18 protein-coding genes and 1 tRNA gene are annotated in these 17,688 nt (G+C 61.7%); 5 read left to right on the top strand and 14 right to left on the bottom strand.

Annotation, left to right across the window (positions count from 1 at the left end):
• Window positions 1-66 precede the first annotated feature (66 nt).
• Entirely contained in the window at window positions 67-696 is a 630-nt protein-coding gene (locus C5L10_RS11725) for a glutathione S-transferase family protein (RefSeq protein ID WP_105429820.1), read from the top strand.
• A gap of 10 nt (window positions 697-706) precedes the next feature.
• Here the strand turns inward: C5L10_RS11725 and C5L10_RS11720 are convergent, their stop codons facing one another.
• The 4 genes from C5L10_RS11720 to C5L10_RS11705 all read right to left on the bottom strand — a co-directional run bounded on the left by C5L10_RS11720 (window position 707) and on the right by C5L10_RS11705 (window position 5,369).
• Window positions 707-1,597 (bottom strand): cell wall hydrolase, encoded by an 891-nt coding sequence (locus C5L10_RS11720; RefSeq protein ID WP_245447981.1) that lies wholly within the window; start codon window positions 1,595-1,597, stop codon window positions 707-709.
• A gap of 326 nt (window positions 1,598-1,923) precedes the next feature.
• Window positions 1,924-3,546, bottom strand: coding sequence for an ABC-F family ATP-binding cassette domain-containing protein (locus C5L10_RS11715; protein ID WP_105429819.1), 1,623 nt, complete (start codon window positions 3,544-3,546; stop codon window positions 1,924-1,926).
• Window positions 3,547-3,628: 82 nt separating this feature from the next.
• Entirely contained in the window at window positions 3,629-5,122 is a 1,494-nt protein-coding gene (tig, locus tag C5L10_RS11710) for a trigger factor (protein ID WP_105429943.1), read from the bottom strand.
• 162 nt (window positions 5,123-5,284) lie between these two features.
• Window positions 5,285-5,369: transfer RNA gene (locus tag C5L10_RS11705), tRNA-Leu, on the bottom strand.
• A 726-nt stretch (window positions 5,370-6,095) separates the two neighbouring features.
• On the opposite strand from C5L10_RS11705, the gene C5L10_RS11700 reads away from it, so the two are divergent.
• From C5L10_RS11700 to trmFO, 3 genes are all read left to right on the top strand, one after another.
• A complete protein-coding gene (locus C5L10_RS11700) occupies window positions 6,096-6,242 on the top strand; it encodes a DUF1127 domain-containing protein (protein ID WP_080951229.1) in 147 nt (48 codons plus the stop codon).
• 252 nt (window positions 6,243-6,494) lie between these two features.
• Window positions 6,495-6,638, top strand: coding sequence for a DUF1127 domain-containing protein (locus C5L10_RS11695; RefSeq protein WP_007762204.1), 144 nt, complete (start codon window positions 6,495-6,497; stop codon window positions 6,636-6,638).
• Between the two features lie 148 nt (window positions 6,639-6,786).
• The gene (trmFO, locus tag C5L10_RS11690) at window positions 6,787-8,211 is read left to right on the top strand and encodes a methylenetetrahydrofolate--tRNA-(uracil(54)-C(5))-methyltransferase (FADH(2)-oxidizing) TrmFO (RefSeq protein WP_105429818.1); all 1,425 of its coding nucleotides are present in this window, start codon (window positions 6,787-6,789) and stop codon (window positions 8,209-8,211) included.
• Here trmFO and C5L10_RS11685 read toward each other — a convergent pair.
• The 4 genes from C5L10_RS11685 to yajC form a co-directional block, all read right to left on the bottom strand.
• Window positions 8,189-8,683: a hypothetical protein gene (locus tag C5L10_RS11685; RefSeq protein WP_311766185.1), complete on the bottom strand. Its 495-nt coding sequence runs from the start codon at window positions 8,681-8,683 to the stop codon at window positions 8,189-8,191. The two genes, trmFO and C5L10_RS11685, sit on opposite strands and share 23 nt — an antisense overlap.
• Before the next feature lie 75 nt (window positions 8,684-8,758).
• Window positions 8,759-9,613: a phytoene/squalene synthase family protein gene (locus C5L10_RS11680; protein WP_105429817.1), complete on the bottom strand. Its 855-nt coding sequence runs from the start codon at window positions 9,611-9,613 to the stop codon at window positions 8,759-8,761.
• Window positions 9,614-9,616: 3 nt separating this feature from the next.
• A complete protein-coding gene (locus C5L10_RS11675; RefSeq protein ID WP_046636876.1) occupies window positions 9,617-10,003 on the bottom strand; it encodes an Mth938-like domain-containing protein in 387 nt (128 codons plus the stop codon).
• Window positions 10,004-10,102: 99 nt separating this feature from the next.
• A complete protein-coding gene (yajC, locus tag C5L10_RS11670) occupies window positions 10,103-10,471 on the bottom strand; it encodes a preprotein translocase subunit YajC (protein ID WP_105401185.1) in 369 nt (122 codons plus the stop codon).
• A 196-nt stretch (window positions 10,472-10,667) separates the two neighbouring features.
• On the opposite strand from yajC, the gene C5L10_RS11665 reads away from it, so the two are divergent.
• The gene (locus tag C5L10_RS11665; protein ID WP_105429816.1) at window positions 10,668-11,540 is read left to right on the top strand and encodes an ATP-binding protein; all 873 of its coding nucleotides are present in this window, start codon (window positions 10,668-10,670) and stop codon (window positions 11,538-11,540) included.
• Window positions 11,541-11,613: 73 nt separating this feature from the next.
• On the opposite strand, the gene C5L10_RS11660 is transcribed toward C5L10_RS11665, so the two are convergent.
• From C5L10_RS11660 to tatB, 6 genes are all read right to left on the bottom strand, one after another.
• Window positions 11,614-13,233, bottom strand: a complete 1,620-nt coding sequence (locus C5L10_RS11660) for a peptidoglycan DD-metalloendopeptidase family protein (protein WP_105429815.1) — start codon at window positions 13,231-13,233, stop codon at window positions 11,614-11,616.
• Between the two features lie 147 nt (window positions 13,234-13,380).
• Window positions 13,381-14,019, bottom strand: coding sequence for a protein-L-isoaspartate(D-aspartate) O-methyltransferase (locus C5L10_RS11655; RefSeq protein WP_371411935.1), 639 nt, complete (start codon window positions 14,017-14,019; stop codon window positions 13,381-13,383).
• Between the two features lie 8 nt (window positions 14,020-14,027).
• On the bottom strand, window positions 14,028-14,798 hold the full coding sequence (gene surE, locus C5L10_RS11650; protein WP_105429813.1) for a 5'/3'-nucleotidase SurE: 771 nt from the start codon (window positions 14,796-14,798) through the stop codon (window positions 14,028-14,030).
• Window positions 14,798-16,081: a serine--tRNA ligase gene (gene serS / locus C5L10_RS11645; protein WP_105429812.1), complete on the bottom strand. Its 1,284-nt coding sequence runs from the start codon at window positions 16,079-16,081 to the stop codon at window positions 14,798-14,800. The genes surE and serS overlap by 1 nt, the downstream gene beginning before the upstream one ends.
• 55 nt (window positions 16,082-16,136) lie before the next feature.
• Window positions 16,137-16,961 carry a twin-arginine translocase subunit TatC gene (gene tatC / locus C5L10_RS11640; protein WP_046608994.1) on the bottom strand — a complete coding sequence of 275 codons (825 nt, stop codon included), beginning with the start codon at window positions 16,959-16,961 and terminating at the stop codon, window positions 16,137-16,139.
• Window positions 16,958-17,680, bottom strand: coding sequence for a Sec-independent protein translocase protein TatB (gene tatB / locus C5L10_RS11635; RefSeq protein ID WP_105429811.1), 723 nt, complete (start codon window positions 17,678-17,680; stop codon window positions 16,958-16,960). The genes tatC and tatB overlap by 4 nt, the downstream gene beginning before the upstream one ends.
• Window positions 17,681-17,688: the final 8 nt, after the last annotated feature.

Here is a 17,688-nt window from a genome sequence, read left to right as displayed (position 1 = left end):
CGCCCCAGCGCCTTGATTGAAAAGCAAGCTGCACCAAAACATAGAGATCACTGCCGGGAGGACCACATGTCAGATGAACTTGTGCTTTACACGAACCCGATGTCACGCGGCCGGATTGCCCGCTGGATGCTGGAGGAGGTCGGCTTCCCCTATCGTACCGAAATCCTGCATTTCGGCACGACGATGAAGGGCGATACCTATAAAAGCGTCAACCCGATGGGCAAGGTGCCGAGCATCGCGCACGGCAAGACCGTCGTCACCGAATGCGCGGCGATCTGCGCCTATCTGGCGGATGTCTTTCCACAGGCGGGTCTTGCCCCCGCCCCCGCCAAGCGAGCCGACTATTACCGCTGGATGTTCTTTGCGGCCGGTCCGCTGGAGGCAGCCATCAGCAACCGCGTGCTCGGCTTCGAAGTGCCGAAGGAACGCGAGCGGATGGTCGGTTACGGCACCTATCAGGACGTCATGGATACGCTGGAAGCGGCCGTTCGGGCGAACGCCTATATCGCCGGCGACACGTTCAGCGCCGCGGATGTCTATGTCGGCTCACAGCTCGGTTACGGCCTGCAGTTCGGCACGATCGAAAAACGCGCCGCATTCGAACAGTATTTCGGACGGCTCGCGCTACGCGAGGCTTATCAGCGGGCCAACGACAAGGACAATGCCGCGGCTGCCGAGCTGCAGAAGGCAGGGTAAGCTTCAGGAATCAGCGGTCGACCCCGGCCGGCGATCGTTTTGGCGACGGTGTCGGTATCGGCTTCGCGTTGCCGGTGTCGAAACGCAGCATCCACTCATTGCTCATGGAGCTGGCAAGGATCACCGGCGCGGCAGCAGGTTTTACAGGTTGGGTGCCGGCTGGCTGGATGCTGGCAGAACGGGCCGCGAAGGGATCCGGCCGCTCGATCGGAACCGGGACATTCGTCGCCACCATCGGATCCGTGCCGGTCGCCGGGATCGACGCGACGTCGAATTCTTTCGCCTGGATCAGGCTGAACGGGTCGGGATTGCTCTGCACCAGGGCGAGCACGTATTCATCGACGGGCTTCGGCGGTGGCGTCTGCAGATCCCCGTCCCTGCCGCGCTTCTCGTAGAACGCATTGCCGCCGGCAACCGTGACATAATGCATGTTCTGGTAGGGGAAACGTAAGCCCGCCGTGTGAAAGAACATGGCGTCCTTGACTTCCGGGTTCCGCTCGCCGCGAATGATCGCATCGACGGCGGCATCGAGTTCCGGAACCGTTGCCTCGTTGATCGGTCGCGTCATCACGCCCGGTGCGAATTGCCGCTCCTGGGCAACGATGCCGCAAATCGTGGATGGATAGGCGTCGGAGGTCAGCCTGTTCATGATCACGGTGCCGACCGCCATCAGCCCTTCGCGGCTCGAGCGCTGCGACTCGAAATACATTGCCCGCTTCATACAGTCGCGATCAGCCGGCGTGTAGTGGTAGACCTGTTTCTTCGAGACCGGCGCCGGCTTCACCGTCGTGGTGGAAGGAGAGATCGACGCCGTCGTCTGCGCCGACGTGCATGCCGACAGGAACATCATTCCAACCAGACCGATTGCCGGTCGGAGAAAGGCCTTATCGCTCGCCGTCATGAATATCCCCCCTGCGGTATAATTCCAGAAATCGCTACGGCGCGAAAAGGGATACCTTAAAAACTGATTCAGATCAAACGGCATATGAGACAATCAAAACTGTGCAGAAAATCGTTCCGGCTGCAGGTTGGCCCGACGGTAAGCCCCCTCGAACCGAGGTCTTTCCGCGCGTGCCGGAACGACGTCTTACGACGGTCTTCCTAATGGAAAGTTGACTTCCCGCCCTGCAGTTCACGGATATCCGGCGCACAGCTGTCAAAGACAGCCACAGCGTCTGCCGGCCGGAAACGATGGAGGCCGACGCCACTCCGCCTCTGTCTTGATCCTTAGCTTCGCAGCCCCGGCGCCTCGTAACCGGTGCGTTCTACATATTCCGTATAACCGCCGTCATAACGGTGGATGCCATCAGGCGTCAGTTCGAGCACGCGATTCGACAGTTCGGCGAGGAAATGCCGGTCGTGGCTGACGAACAGCATCGTGCCTTCGTATTCCGACAGCGCCTTGATCAGCATTTCCTTGGTGTCGAGATCCAGGTGGTTGGTCGGCTCGTCGAGGACGAGGAAATTCGGCGGGTCGAACAGCATGGCCGCCATCACCAGGCGAGCCTTCTCGCCGCCGGACAGCACCCGGCATTTCTTCTCGACATCGTCTCCTGAAAAGCCGAAGCAGCCGGAAAGTGCCCGCAGCGACCCCTGCCCGGCGCGCGGAAATTGTTCCTCCAGCCATTCGAAGACGGTCAGGTCGCCGTCCAGCAGATCCATGGCGTGCTGGGCGAAATAGCCCATCTTAACGCTGGCGCCGACCGAGACGCTGCCTTCATCCGGCTCGGTCGAGCCCGTTACCAGCTTCAGCAGCGTCGATTTGCCAGCGCCGTTGATCCCCATGATGCACCAGCGCTCGCGCCGCTTCACCATGAAGTCGAGACCTTCGTAGATCGAGCGGCTGCCGTATCGCTTGGCGACATTCCTGATGTTGACCACGTCTTCGCCGGAACGCGGTGTGGGCTGGAATTCGAAGGCGACCGCCTGGCGGCGTTTTGGCGGCTCGACGCGCTCGATCTTGTCGAGCTTCTTCACCCGGCTCTGCACCTGGGCCGCGTGGGATGCACGGGCCTTGAAGCGCTCGATGAACTTGATCTCCTTGGCGAGCATCGCCTGCTGGCGCTCAAACTGGGCCTGCTGCTGCTTTTCGTTCTGGGCCCGCTGCTGCTCGTAGAAACCGTAATCGCCGGAATAGGTGGTGAGCGACCCGCCGTCGATCTCGATGATCTTGGTGACGATGCGGTTCATGAACTCGCGGTCGTGCGAGGTCATCAGCAGTGCGCCGTCATACCCCTTGAGAAACTGTTCCAGCCAGATCAGGCTTTCGAGGTCCAGATGGTTGCTCGGTTCGTCGAGCAGCATGACGTCCGGACGCATCAGCAGGATGCGGGCGAGCGCCACGCGCATCTTCCAACCGCCGGACAGCTTGCCGACATCGCCGTCCATCATCTCCTGGGTGAAGCTCAGGCCGGCGAGAACTTCGCGGGCGCGGCCTTCGAGACCGTAGCCGTCGAGCTCCTCGTAACGCGCCTGTACCTCCCCGTAGCGTTCGATGATCTGGTCCATTTCGTCGAGCCGGTCAGGATCGACCATCGCCGATTCGAGTTCGTGCAGTTCGGCGGCGACGGTGCTCACCGGACCTGCACCATCCATCACCTCGGTGACGGCGCTGCGGCCGGCCATTTCGCCGACATCCTGGTTGAAATAACCGATCGTGACGTTCTTTTCGACGGAAACCTGCCCCTCGTCCGGCATTTCCGAGCCGGTGATCATCCGGAAGAGCGTCGTCTTGCCGGCGCCGTTCGGGCCGACGAGGCCGATCTTCTCGCCACGGTTCAGCGCCGCGGAGGCCTCGATGAAGAGGATGCGATGGCTGTTCGATTTGCTGATGTTTTCAATACGGATCATGGGCGGCGGACTCGGGAGGTTTCATCACAACAAAAAGCCGGGTCGTCGCCGACCCGGCTTTTCTATCCAATCAATGCGAAGGTTATTCGGCGCTGTCTTCGGCGGCCTTCTTCTTCGGAGCAGCCTTCTTCTTCGGAGCAGCTTCTTCGCCTTCGGCGGCTTCATCAGCAGCCTCAGCCTTTGCAGCCTTCTTCGGAGCAGCCTTCTTCTTGGCCGGCTTTTCAGCCTTCTCCGAGCCTTCCTCGTCTTCAGCCATCAGCTCTTCCTTGGTCACGACCTTGTCGGTGACCTTGATCTCGGTGAGCAGCTTGTCGATGACCTTCTCTTCGAAGATCGGCGCGCGGAGCGAAGCGGAAGCGCCGGGGGTGTTGCGGAAGAAATCGAGGATTTCCTTCTGCTGGCCCGGGAACTGCTGGAGCTGCGCATAAAGGGCGCGCTGCATTTCTTCCTCGGTCACCTCGACGCCGGCCTGTTCGCCGATTTCGGAGAGAACGAGGCCGAGACGAACGCGGCGCTCAGCCAGCTTGCGGTATTCGACGCGTGCATCTTCCTCGGTCGTCTCTTCGTCTGCGAAGGTCTTGCCGGACTGCTGCAGGTCGGTGTTGATCTGGCGCCAGATGTTGTCGAACTCGGCGTCGACCAGGCCCTGCGGGGTGTCGAACTGGTACATGCCGTCGAGCTGGTCGAGGATCTGACGCTTGACCTTCTGGCGGGTAACGTTGCCGTACTGGCTTTCGATCTGGCCGCGGACGATCTCCTTCAGGCGATCGACGGATTCGATGCCGAGTTTGGAGGCGAGTTCGTCGTTGATCTCGAGTGCGGCCGGAGCTGCGACTTCCTTGACGGTGACGTCGAAGGTGGCTTCCTTGCCGGCAAGGTTCGCGGCCGGATATTCAACCGGGAAGGTCACGGTGATGGTCTTGTCTTCACCGGCCTTGACGCCGACGAGCTGGTCTTCGAAGCCCGGGATGAAGCGGCCGGAGCCGAGAACCAGTTCGGCATCTTCGGCGGTGCCGCCGTCGAAGGCAACGCCGTCGACCTTGCCGAGATAGTTCATGGTGACGCGGTCGCCATCGGCAGCCTTGCCCTTCTTGGTCTCGAAGGTGCGGGCGCTCTCGGCGATCTTCTCGATCTGCTCGTTGACTTCGTCTTCGGTGACTTCGACGACTTCACGAATGACGGAAAGGCCGTCGGTCGGCTGCAGTTCGATCTCCGGGATGACTTCATAGGAGAGCGTGAATTCAAAATCGGCCTCGGCGTTGAGGATCTTTTCCGCTTCCTTCTCATCCTCGGTCATGGCCACCGACGGCTGGGTCGCCGACTTCTCGCCACGATCGGTGAGGATCTCGGTCGGACGTTCGCGGACGATCTCGTTGACGAGATCCGCCATGATCGACTTGCCGTACATCTTCTTCAGATGGGCGATCGGCACCTTGCCCGGACGGAAACCGTTGATGCGGACCTTGTCCTTGGCGTCGGCGAGGCGCACGTTCAGCTGCGCTTCCATATCCCGCTTGGGGATAACGACCTTGATTTCGCGCTTCAGCCCTTCAGCGAGCGTTTCGGTAACCTGCATTTTCATACCTTCATATCGTGGCGGCGGTGCTCAGACAGCCGTTGGTTTCAATGAGCACATCGCCGGAACTTTGAGAGACCGGCCGCGGCTTCAAGGAGCGCCGATCCTTTAGCCAGAACCGGCTCGGACCGCACTCCTGGCGGTTTTGATGCGGGGCGGTTCTGGTGCGGGTAGAGAGACTTGAACTCCCACGCCTTGCGGCACCAGAACCTAAATCTGGCGTGTCTACCAATTTCACCATACCCGCGCCCCAGCCGCGTCGAAAATCCTCGTCGCACAAGGCCTTCCGGAGCGCGCGTCTCTATATCACCCGTTTCGGCGCACGCAAAGGGAAAATGACGCTTTTTTGGCAGCTCCGAGAAACCGCGGTGGATAGGCGAATTCGCTCCCGCCGCGCCCGGTCGAACCGGCGATTATCGGGATATTTAACTTTTTATTAAATTCTAATGTGTACATTGGAATCAACGGCGATGTGAGCCATGCAATAACCGCATGCCATCCATACGGATATTGCACTGCACAATTTCGCTGCAATCTCATAATATGCAAATACAGGGATGGATTGAAGGTTTCGGTCTCTCTGGTTTGGACGGTTTGGCGCCCGCCTGAACGATGCAGATGCCCTCGGGAGTTTCCCGTGACAGGAATTCGAGCCGCGCACTCCTCCTCCCAGCGCGGGCTTGATGGGACTGGCGATCCTCCTCCTCCCAAATCGCCAGTCGTTACAAATGACGCCCACCGGACCTCCTCCCCCGGTGGGCGTTATTTTTTGTCCCGCAGCATGCCATCTGCCCAAAATCAGCGCAAAATTTCAGCACTCCTGCATGGTAAACGATCTCGCAATGCGCCAGATGCATAGGTGGCATTCCGAATAGGCGCTGTTACTTTTTGCAGCGCAGCATATATTACCGGTCATGAGATTGAAGTCAGCGCCGAACGGGCCGCTGGCAAGGGCCTAGAAAGGGACAAGATCATGAACATCGCACAGAAGCTCACCACCTGGCGCAAGTACCGCGAAACCGTCAACGAGCTCGGCCGCATGAGCGACCGCGAACTCAACGACCTCGGCATCGGCCGCGCCGATATCCGCCGCGTTGCCCGGTCTGCCGTCGGCTTCTAAGCCTCGCACAGACATTGCTGCACCATCCAAAAGCGCCTCCTTCGGGAGGCGCTTTTTCTTTTTTGCTCATGGAAATTCAAGGCCTAAAATTCCTGCCTGATTTTCGACCTGCGCCACAAATTTCAGCGATCTCTTGCACATTTGCATGGCAGTCGCACATTTTTTGCACTGCACATTCTTATTATGCGGATGTATAAGACCCTCATCGCTGATGACGACAGAGCATCAGGAAAAGATCTTGAGGAAACAACCATGAACCCGATCCGTATCGCCAAGAACTGGATCAGCTACCGCCGCACGATGAACGAGCTTGGAAATCTTTCGAGCCAGGCCCTCAGCGACATCGGTCTGACCCGCTACGACATCCGCCACATCGCGGCTCGCTCTTTCCGCTAATCCGCTGCTCGCAGGCGGACCCGCACGGCACGAGGCCGTTGCGGCGAGGATAAAGCGGTCCGAGAGGACATCCAAGGACGTATCAAAGGCACCTTCTCGGGTGCCTTTTTGATTCCGGTCCGGCAAATGGCGTGATAATGAGCCGGCCATGAGCAATATTTCCACTTCCCCCACCTCTCCTGCTGCCATCCATGTCGTCGGCGGCGGCCTCGCAGGTTCCGAAGCAGCCTGGCAGATCGCCTCGGCCGGCGTGCCGGTGATTCTCCATGAAATGCGCGGCGTGCGCGGCACCGATGCCCACAAGACGGACGGACTTGCCGAACTCGTCTGCTCGAACTCCTTCCGTTCCGACGATGCGACGGCGAATGCCGTCGGCGTCATCCATGCGGAGATGCGGCTTGCCGGCTCGCTGATCATGACATGTGCCGACAGGCACCAGGTACCGGCCGGCGGAGCGCTTGCCGTCGACCGCGACGGATTTTCGAACGCGGTCACCGAAGCGATCGGAAGCCACCCGCTCATCACCGTCGTGCGCGAGGAGGTCCAGGGCCTGCCGCCGAAGGAATGGGATCTGGCGATCATCGCCACCGGGCCCCTCACCTCGCCGGCGCTTGCAGCCGCGATCCAGGCGGAAACGGGCAAGGACCAGCTCGCCTTCTTCGACGCCATCGCGCCGATCGTGCACCGTGATTCGATCGACATGGATATCTGCTGGTACCAGTCGCGCTACGACAAGGTCGGTCCCGGCGGTACCGGCAAGGACTATATCAACTGCCCGATGGACGAGGCGCAATACAACGCCTTCGTCGATGCGCTGATCGCCGGCGACTCGGTCGGTTTCAAGGAATGGGAAGGCACGCCCTATTTCGACGGTTGCCTGCCGATCGAAGTGATGGCCGAACGCGGCCGCGAAACGCTGCGTCATGGGCCGATGAAGCCGATGGGTCTCACCAATGCTCATAATCCGACGGTGAAGGCCTATGCGGTCGTGCAGCTCCGGCAGGACAATGCGCTCGGCACGCTCTACAACATGGTCGGCTTCCAGACGAAGCTGAAATACGGTGCCCAGGCGGACATTTTCCGGATGATTCCCGGCTTGCAGAATGCCGAATTTGCAAGGCTCGGCGGCCTGCACCGCAATACCTACATCCACTCGCCCGTGCTGCTCGACAAGAGCCTGACGCTGAAAAGCCGGCCGGGCCTGCGATTCGCCGGCCAGATCACCGGCTGCGAAGGGTATGTGGAAAGTGCGGCCATCGGGCTTCTCGCCGGCCGTTTCGCGTCGGCCGAACGCAAGGGCGAAACGCTCCCCGCACCGCCTGCAACGACCGCTCTAGGCTCGCTGCTCGGCCACATCACGGGCGGGCACCTGGTTTCGGAGGACGAGCCGGGCAAGCGCTCTTTCCAGCCGATGAACGTCAACTTCGGGCTGTTTCCCGAGCTGGAGCCGGGATCGATCGTCAAGCCGGAGGGCGTCAAGCGTTTCCGCGGCAAGGACAAGACGGTGATGAAGCGGCAGCTGCTCTCCGCCCGCGCGCTTCAGGATTGCGCTACTTGGCTCGGTCGGGGCTGACATCCCCGGAAGGCGTTCCCGGCTTTTCTTCCAGATCGCGATCGGCAACGCTGACATAGTTGTCGAGCAGCCAGAGGGCGACTTCGGCTGCCTCCCTTTCCGTCGAGAAGAGATAGGTGCCGTTCTGTGTCGATGCGTCCAGAAATTCGACGGTGAACCCCCTGGCATTTGGCAAAGGGGTCACGCGTACCCGGCCAGGCTCGATCAGAAAGCAGGCGTAGTGATTGCGGTGGCTGCGCATGAAGCCGGCCTTGTTGTCGTGCAGGCGCACGAAGATGGCGTCGCCCTTGGCCGTCACGTGCAGGCTGCGGATGGCCTCATTGGGAAAGGCCCGGCCGAATTCGAGGATGGCCATCCCCGTGTCATGCAGGTTGCCGTCCTTGTCCCTGTCCTTGCCGGACATTCGCGTGACGTAATAGGCAAGCGCCATGAGGAGTACGAAGATGATCGACCAGACGACAACGGGGCTCACACCGCTTCTCCTTATGATGGCGCCGGATTTGTGCTTCGTTCCTTAGCCGGCGAGCCTTGCGCGAATTTGGCGTCCTCAAAAGCGCCTGGTAACGGAGGCCTTCATGAGCCGCAATTGGCGCCGCCACTGCGGCAGTTGCAGGGCCGAGTCGAGCACCGAGGCACCTGCACGCACTGCCCGGCGCAGCACCGGTTCGGCAAGCGCCACAGGCAGATAGGCCGGAAAGACCGTTGCCGGGATAGTTCCCGACTTTCTCGCCTTGGCCAGATGCTCCAATCCAAGCCCGGCAAAGGCCTCGATCGCGGCGGAAATGCGCGGTCTGTCCTCGCCGCGCAGAAATGTATCACGGTCGAGCCCGGTCGCCGAGAGAATATCGAGCGGCAGATAGAGCTGATGACGACGGCGATGGATCGGCATCAGGAGCAGGAAACCGGCGATCGCCTGCGCGACGCCCGCGTGGCCTGCCGCCTCCGCAGATTTTGCCGCATCGGCGGGAGAGAGCACCAGGCTCGCGAGCTGGATGAGTGCCGAAGCGGTCTCGCCGGCATAACCCTCGAGCGCGTTGCGATCGGTCAGCGGATCGTCGTAGAGGTCGAAAATACGCGCCTCGATCATGTCCACGAGCGTCTGGCGCGGCAGGCGATAGGTGTCGACTGCCTCAAGCAGCCCGGCGACGATCGGGTTGCCGGTACTGTCGCCCGCAGCATTGCCTTCGAGGAGGTCGCGCCACCATTGCAGGCGGATTTCGCCCGGAAGCGGCTCGCGCACCACGTCGCGGACACGGGCGATCTCGGCGTTGAAGGCATAAAGGGCCGCAAGTGCGCCGCGCTTGTCCTCCGGCGACAGAAGACAGGCGAGATAACGGTCGCGGTCGGTATCCCTGAGGGTTGCGAGGCAGATATCGCCGTTCTGTCTGGCTGAATCGGCCATCTGTCAGACGGCAATCAAAGCTGCGGCGACGGCGCGCGATTCGGCGAGCATGATGTTGAACGTGCGCACGGCGGCACCGGTGCTCATCGGATCGGAGGCGATGCCCTTGGCTTTCAACGCCGCCTTCACATCCGCCGGGATGGGCTTGAGGTTGGCGCCCGTGCCTACAAGCAGCACTTCGATCTCACTGGCTTCGGCGAGCACCCTCATCAGGGAAGCGACCGTCAGCGGCTCGCCTTCCTGCAGCTCCCAGCCATGGATACCGGACGGAAGGCAGAGCAGCGAGCCGCGATGCGACATGTCGGCAAAACGGAAACCGCCATTGCCGTAGGCATCGATCGGAGCGCGACCGGGGAAATGGGCGTCGCGGATTTCGATGCCTTTCGCCATGGGTCACATGCCTTCTCGAAGAGGTTGCGAGCCGGAGACGATCCGGCTCTTTTGAGTTCAAGGCCCTGTAGCAAACAGGGCCGCTGTATCGGCGAAGCTTTAGGAAGCGGTTCCGGTCTTTGCAGGTTCGGTCTTGACCGGCTCGCCCTTGACGCGGACTTCGGCGATATAGGCGCGCATGGCGCGGATCTTTACGCCTTCGGCGATTTCGACTTCCACTTCGGTGTCGTCGACAACCTTGGTCACCTTGCCGGTTATGCCGCCGCCAAGAACGACCTGGTCGCCGCGGCGGATGTTGGACAGCGTCTCCTGGCGCTTCTTGGCATTGGCGCGCTGCGGACGGATCAGGAAGAAATACCAGACCACCATCAGCGGCGCGAACAGGAAGAGCATCTCAAGGCCGGAGCCGAACGCGGAGGCTCCCGGTGCTGCGGCTGGGGCCTGGGCGAATGCTTCGGTAATGAACATCGAAAACTCCTAAGATTACCGGAGACGCCGGGCCCCCGTTTCAAGCCGCCGGAATATAGTTGCGATAGGCCGGAATGCAACAGAAACACGCCAGCCGGCGTACCGAATCCACGGCTCTCAGGCTTTTGATGCACTAACGAGCATGTTACCGCAGCCAAAAGGCTCAAAAACCCGCCGATGCGACCGGAGAAACACCATGAGCAACGACATCAATACCCTGATCCTGACCGAGATCCGCAGGCTTGCGGATGCGCTGGAGCGGCTGGCCGGCCCTCCACCCGCCATCAACGACTGGAACGCGGCCGACTGCTTCGTCTGGGTACCGGCAAACCAGCGCCTGCAGCCGGTGCCGCGTCCGAACCGCGTCGCCCTGACGCTGATCCGGGGCGTCGACCATGTGCGCGACATCCTGCACGAAAACACCCTGCGGTTTGCGGAAGGCTTTGCAGCCAACAACGTGCTGCTGTGGGGCGCCCGCGGCATGGGCAAGTCGTCGCTGGTCAAGGCCGTGCACGAGGACGTGCGCGCGGCGACTGCGATCTCGCTGAAACTCGTCGAAGTGCACCGCGAGGATATCGCCTCCCTCCCTGCCCTGCTGGATATCCTCAAGACTTCCGGCCAACGCGTCATCGTGTTCTGCGATGACCTTTCCTTCGATCATGACGATACCGCCTACAAGTCGCTGAAGGCGGCGCTCGACGGCGGCATCGAAGGCCGGCCCGACAACGTTCTGTTCTACGCGACATCCAACCGCCGCCATCTCCTGCCGCGCCACATGATGGAAAACGAGCAGTCGACGGCGATCAACCCGTCCGAGGCGGTCGAGGAAAAGGTGTCGCTGTCGGATCGGTTCGGCCTGTGGCTCGGTTTCCACAAATGCAGCCAGGACGACTACCTGACGATGATCGACGGATACGCCGAATATTTCGAGCTTGGCCTCGACCAGCAGACGCTGCACCACGAGGCACTCGAATGGGCGACCACCCGCGGCGGACGGTCGGGCCGCGTGGCCTGGCAATATATCCAGGATCTTGCCGGGCGGCTGAGAAAGCCGCTTTCCCGAGATTGAAACCTGGAAAAGCACTGAGAACGCAAAAAGCCCGGCACTGCCGGGCTTTTCTCCGTCCCCTGAAACGCACTACTTATTCAAGGAAGGTAATCGGGTTGACCGGGGTCGCGTCCTTGCGGACTTCGAAATGGACCTGCGGGCGTTTCGCGTCGCCGCTCATGCCGGAGGCGGCAACCGTCTGGCCGCGGGTGATCTTCTGCCCGCGCGTGACGTTGATGCTGCCGGCATGGCCGTAGACGGTGACCTTGCCGTCGTCGTGACGGACGAGAACCGTGTTGCCGAGCTGCTTCAGGCCGTTGCCCGCATAGATGACCACACCGTTTTCGGCCGCCTTGATCGGCGTGCCTTCCGGAACCGAGATGTCGATGCCGTCATTGCGGTTGCCGTCGACGTTCTGGCCGTAGCCGGCGATGACCGCGCCATTGACCGGCCAGCGATACTTGCCGATGCCGGTAGACTGGGGCGCCACGGAAGCGACGTCCGACTTCTTCTCGACGTCGGCGACGGAAGCGCTGTCGACAGCGGCCTTGGCTGCGGCCGGCGCAGGAGCCACCTGGGCAACCTGAACAGGCGCGGCAGGAGCGGCCGGCTTCGGAGCGACGGCCGCCACCTTTTCGACCGGCTTCTGCGGAATGGATGCGGTCTTGACCGGATCGGCTGCCGGAGCGGCCGCGCCGTTTGCCACCTTCAGCGTCTGGCCGATGCGGACGCCGCCCGATGTCAGGTTGTTGGCGGCCTTCAGCTGATCCACCGGCGTGCCGGTTTCGCGGGCGATCTTGGTGATCGTGTCGCCCGGCTTGACCACATAGGTGCCGCCGACCGGCTTGCCGCCCGGAGGCGTCAGCTTGGCGGGTTCGGCAATCGCCTTGTCACGCGCCGGGGTCGGCAGGACGGCGAGTTTCTGCTCGGGTTCCCGGGCAGGCGCCGGAGCCTTGTTCTGAAGGTCGATCGTGCCGGCGGCGTTCTTTGCCGAATTCTGCGCCGTACCGAAGGTCGGGATAAGGACGGACTGGCCGGCAGCAACGGCGCCGCCGTTTGCCTTCAGGATTTCCTTTTCCGGAACGCCGTAACGCTTGGAAAGCGTCGAAACCGTTTCGCCGGGCTTCAGGGTCACCTTGGGAGCGTTGACCGTGGACCAGCCGGACATCGGCTTCGGGGTCGTGCCGGTGACGACATTGTCGGCCTTCAGCGTCGAAGCGGAGGGGGCGACAAGCGTATTGGCGGCCGGCTGACGACCCGGGAACGGCTGGGCGAGCGCCTCCTGGCGAGCCGTGTCGCGGCCCATCGGGGCGGCGCTACGCTGCGCCGTGGCGCCAGTCGGAGCTGCGAGTTCGGTTCGCTGCACAGCAACGGGAGCGGATGCGGTGCGCGCCGGAGAGGTGTAGCCGCCGGAATTGCCCGGATAGGGCTGAGCCATGGCTGCGTTTCGCGAGCCGTAGTCGTTCTGCGGGATCGGTGGCAGCGCCTGAGCCTGGCCGGAGCCGAGATCGGCCTGCGGGGTCGGTGCGCGGCCATAAGCCCCACCACCCTGCCGCTGCGGAATGGACGCCGTCGTTATGTTGTCGGATTTCGAAAAGAGCCCCGAGAAACGGGTCGCGTCCGAACTGCACCCTGTCGCAGCGCTGGCAAGCAGTGCCGCGACAGCAAATTTGATTACGGATTTTCCGAATTTCGGAGAACTCTTCATACGCATGACTCGCTTACAGATACGCCACCATCGTGAGAGTCATTAAAGCGCGTTAGTCTTACTGCACCGTTAAAGGGCAGGCATTGTCCTAAAATTTTAGGGAAATTGATAACCATGACGGCTGAAATGCCGTCTGCGCATGGAACAAACGGCCTAGAGCGCCGCCGCGATATGCGGAACGATCGGCAAAAAAGGCACCGGGAACAGATCCTCCCGCTCGAATCGGCTACCCGTCTTGGTAAGGCGCACCATCATGCAGGACTCGCCGTCGGTGAGCGGCGCGACCATCGAACCGCCATGCGTGAGCTGCTCGGCATAGAATCGCGGCAGCGAAGAAAAGGCGGCAGTGACGAAAATGCGGTCGAAAGTGCCCTCGCCCGGCATGCCGTTGCCGCCGTCCGCCTGACGCACGACGACATTGCGCAGCCCCAGTGCATCCATGCGGGCGTTGGCGGCGGTGCCCAGGGTGCGATATCGCTCGACGGTCAGCACCCGCTCGGCGATGCGGGCGATGACGGCGGCAGTGAAGCCGCTGCCCGTGCCGATTTCGAGCACCCTATGCCCGGGCTTGACCTGGAGGCGATGCAGCAAGCGCACGGCGAGATCTGCGCCTTCCATGAAGGAGCCGCAGTCGATCGGCACGGTACGGCTGGAATAGGCGTCCTCGGCAAGCGATAGCGGCACGAACTGCGAGCGCGGCGTCTGTTCAACGGCGGTCAGCAGATCGAGGTCGGAAATGCCTTCCGACCTGAGGCGCAGCACCAGCGCCGCAAAACCCTCTTTTTCGACCATGCCCGATTTCAATCGGCAGCTCCAAATCCCAGTGCCTTCGCCACACGATCCTGAACCGAATGATCGGTCAGGTCCAGTTTCAGCGGCGTTACGGAGATCTTGTTTTCCTTGAGCGCCTGAATATCGGTGCCCTCGCGGAAATGACCTTTCCGTTCGCCGAATCGCAGCCAGTAATAAGGCAGACCGCGGCCGTCGTTGCGGGCGTCGATCGTCAGGCCGAAATCGAGCTTTCCCTGTGACGTCACTTCGACGCCCTGCACGTCGCCGGGTTCGCAGTTCGGGAAGTTCAGATTGAGGAACGTGCCGTCCGGCAGGTCCACGTCGATCAGCTTGCGAATGAGATCCGGGGCATAGGATTCGGCCACTTCCCAGGGGGCGTAACGGCCGTCTTCCCGACGCACCGCCTGGCTCAGCGCGAAAGAGCGCACCCCCTGCAGCGTCCCCTCGATCGCGCCGGCGATCGTGCCGGAATAGGTGACGTCATCGGCCATGTTGGCGCCGTCGTTGACGCCGGAAAGCACCAGGTCCGGCTTTTCGGGCAGGATTTCGCGGATACCCATGATGACGCAGTCGGTCGGCGTACCGCGCAGGGCGAAATGTTTCTCGCCAACCTTGCGGAGCCTCAGTGGCTCGGAGAGCGTCAGCGAATGGGCAAGGCCGCTCTGGTCGGTTTCCGGCGCGACTATCCAGACGTCGTCCGACAGTTTCCGGGCGATTCGTTCGAGAACAGCGAGGCCCTCGGCGTGAATGCCGTCGTCATTGGTCAGGAGTATCCGCATCAGGCCGCCCGCTCGATCTTAGTCAGACCACCCATATACGGCAGAAGCGCGTCCGGAATTGTGACCGAACCGTCCTCGTTCAGGTAATTTTCCATGATCGCGATCAGGCAGCGGCCGACCGCCACGCCAGAGCCGTTCAGCGTGTGAACGAACTTCAGCGCCTTGTCGTCCTTGGCGCGATAACGCGCATTCATGCGGCGTGCCTGAAAATCACCGCAGACCGAGCAGGACGAGATTTCACGGTAGGTATCCTGGCCCGGCAGCCAGACCTCGATGTCATAAGTCTTGCGTGCGCCAAAACCCATATCGCCGGTGCAGAGTGTCATGGTGCGGAAATGCAGGCCGAGGCGCTTCAGCATGTTTTCGGCGCATTCGGTCATCCGTTCGTGTTCGGCGACCGAGCTTTCCTGATCGGTGATCGACACGAGTTCGCACTTCCAGAACTGGTGCTGACGCAGCATACCGCGGGTATCGCGGCCGGCGGAACCGGCTTCCGAACGGAAAGACGGCGTCAGCGCCGTGAAGCGCAGCGGCAGCTTTTCCTGTTCCAGCATTTCCCCGGCAACGAGGTTGGTGAGCGTCACTTCCGCCGTCGGGATCAGGTAGCGGCCATCCGTCGTCTTGAACAGGTCTTCCTCGAACTTCGGCAACTGGCCCGTGCCGTACATGGCGTCGCCCTTCACCATCAGGGGCGAAGAGACTTCCGTATAGCCGTGCTCCGTCGTGTGCATGTCGATCATGAACTGGCCGAGGGCCCGCTCAAGCCTGGCGAGCTGGCCGGTGAGGACAGTGAAACGCGAGCCGGAGAGTTTCGTGGCGCGTTCGAAATCCATCATTCCGAGCGCTTCGCCGATCTCGTAGTGCTCACTGGCAGCGTGGTTCCAGCGCGGCTTTTCGCCGACGACGTGCTTGACCACATTGTCGTGTTCGTCCTTGCCGACCGGTACGTCGTCGAAGGGCACGTTCGGGATGCGCGACAGGGCGTCTTCGAGGGCAGCAACGGCCTCGCGCTCTTCCTGCTCGGCAAGCGGCATCGTGTCCTTGATCGACCCGACTTCGGCCTTCAGCCTTTCGGCGAGCTCGGAATTCTTCTGTCCGAGTGCAATGCCGATCTCCTTGGAGGCGGCGTTGCGGCGGGACTGCATGTCCTGAAGCTTCTGGATGACGGAACGGCGCTTGTCGTCCAGCGCCAGCAGGGTTGCCGCCATGGGCTCTGCGCCGCGCTTGTTGAGCGCCGCATCCAAAGCCCCTTCGTTTTCACGGATCCACTTGATATCGAGCATCTTGCCTTGCCTTTAGAGCGGAACGTCGCGGACTCGCAAGGCAGGCCGGAAGGCTTCAGGCCTTGTCCGTCTCCGCAACATCCGAAGGTTCCTGCTCAGAAAGCTTGTCCTCGGCACGTTTGCGCTCGACGAGTCGTGCGGCGTAGATGGAAATCTCGTAGAGAAGGATGGTCGGCAGTGCAAGACCGATCTGGGACATTGGATCGGGCGGGGTCAGCACGGCTGCGACCACGAAGGCCAGCACGATCGCGTATTTGCGCTTCTCCCGCAGCCAGTCGCTGGAAAGGATACCGACGCGGGCAAGCAGCGTGGTGACGACCGGAAGCTGGAATACCAGCCCGAAAGACAGGACCAACGTCATGATCAGGCTCAGATATTCCGAGACCCGCGGCAGAAGCGAAATGCCGACTTCGCCTTCGGTCGGCGCCTGCTGCATGGCGAGGAAGAACCACATGACCATGGGAGTGAAGAAGAAATAGACCAGCGCGCCGCCCATCAGGAAGAGGACCGGCGAAGCGACCAGGAACGGCAGGAAGGCAGCCCGCTCGTTCTTGTAGAGGCCAGGCGCCACGAACTTGTAGATCTGCGAAGCGATCACCGGGAAGGCGATCACCAGCGCGCCGAACATCGCCACCTTCACCTGGGTGAAGAAGAATTCTTGCGGCGCGGTGTAAATCAGCTCGGACTTGGCAAGATCGAGGCCGGCCCAGAGGACAGCCCATTTGTAAGGAACGACAAGCAGGTTGAAGAGCTGCTTGGCGAAGAAGAAGCAGACGACGAACGCGACGAAAAAGGCGCCGATCGACCACATCAGCCGGGTGCGCAGTTCCATCAGATGCTCGATGAGCGGCTGCGGCTTGTCTTCGATATCACCGCTCATGCGTCGTCCTTCGGAGTATCGGCCTTTTTCGGCATGCGCTTGCGGGCCGGAGCCTTGACGATCGCCTCATCCACAGCCTGGGCAACAGGCGCCGGTTTTGCCGCCGCGCGAGGGCGTTTCGGTTTTTCGACAATGGCGGCCGCGGCAACCGGAGCCGCGGCGGTCTCGACGACGGGTTTTGGCCTGGCGGCGGTCTTGCGGACCGGCTTCGGCTTTTCCACGACGGTTGCCGCAGCCGCTGCCTCAGGTGAGGCAGGCGCGGACTGGGCCGGAGCCGGGACTGGTGCAGGTGTCGAGGATGCAGACGCTGCCGACGGGAAGTTTGCGGGAACCTCCGGAGCGGCCTCGATGCTCGACGTGCTCTCGACAGCCTGCTGGGCCTCGATATCGGTCTCGCTCACGGCCGGCGTCGGCATCTGCGTCGCCTTCTGCAGGTCGGCGCGAATTTCCTGACCCATCTGCCGGAGCGGGTTGATCGCATCCCTCAGCGCGTTCGTCGGGTTCAGCCGCTGTGCATCCGAAATCGTCTTGCGCACGTCGTCGAGTTCCGACTCCTTGAGCGCCTCGTCGAATTGCGAGCGGAAATCCCCGGCCATCTTGCGCAGATTGGTCGTCATCTTGCCAAAGGCCCTGAGCATGGGCGGCAAATCCTTCGGACCAACCACGACGATCAACACGATCGCAATGACGAGAAGCTCGGTCCAGCCGATATCTAACATTCAACGAG

Origin of the sequence: Neorhizobium sp. T6_25, from assembly GCF_002968555.1 — a bacterium.
Lineage (GTDB): Bacteria > Pseudomonadota > Alphaproteobacteria > Rhizobiales > Rhizobiaceae > Neorhizobium.
This window is presented reverse-complemented; position numbering and strand designations above follow the sequence as displayed.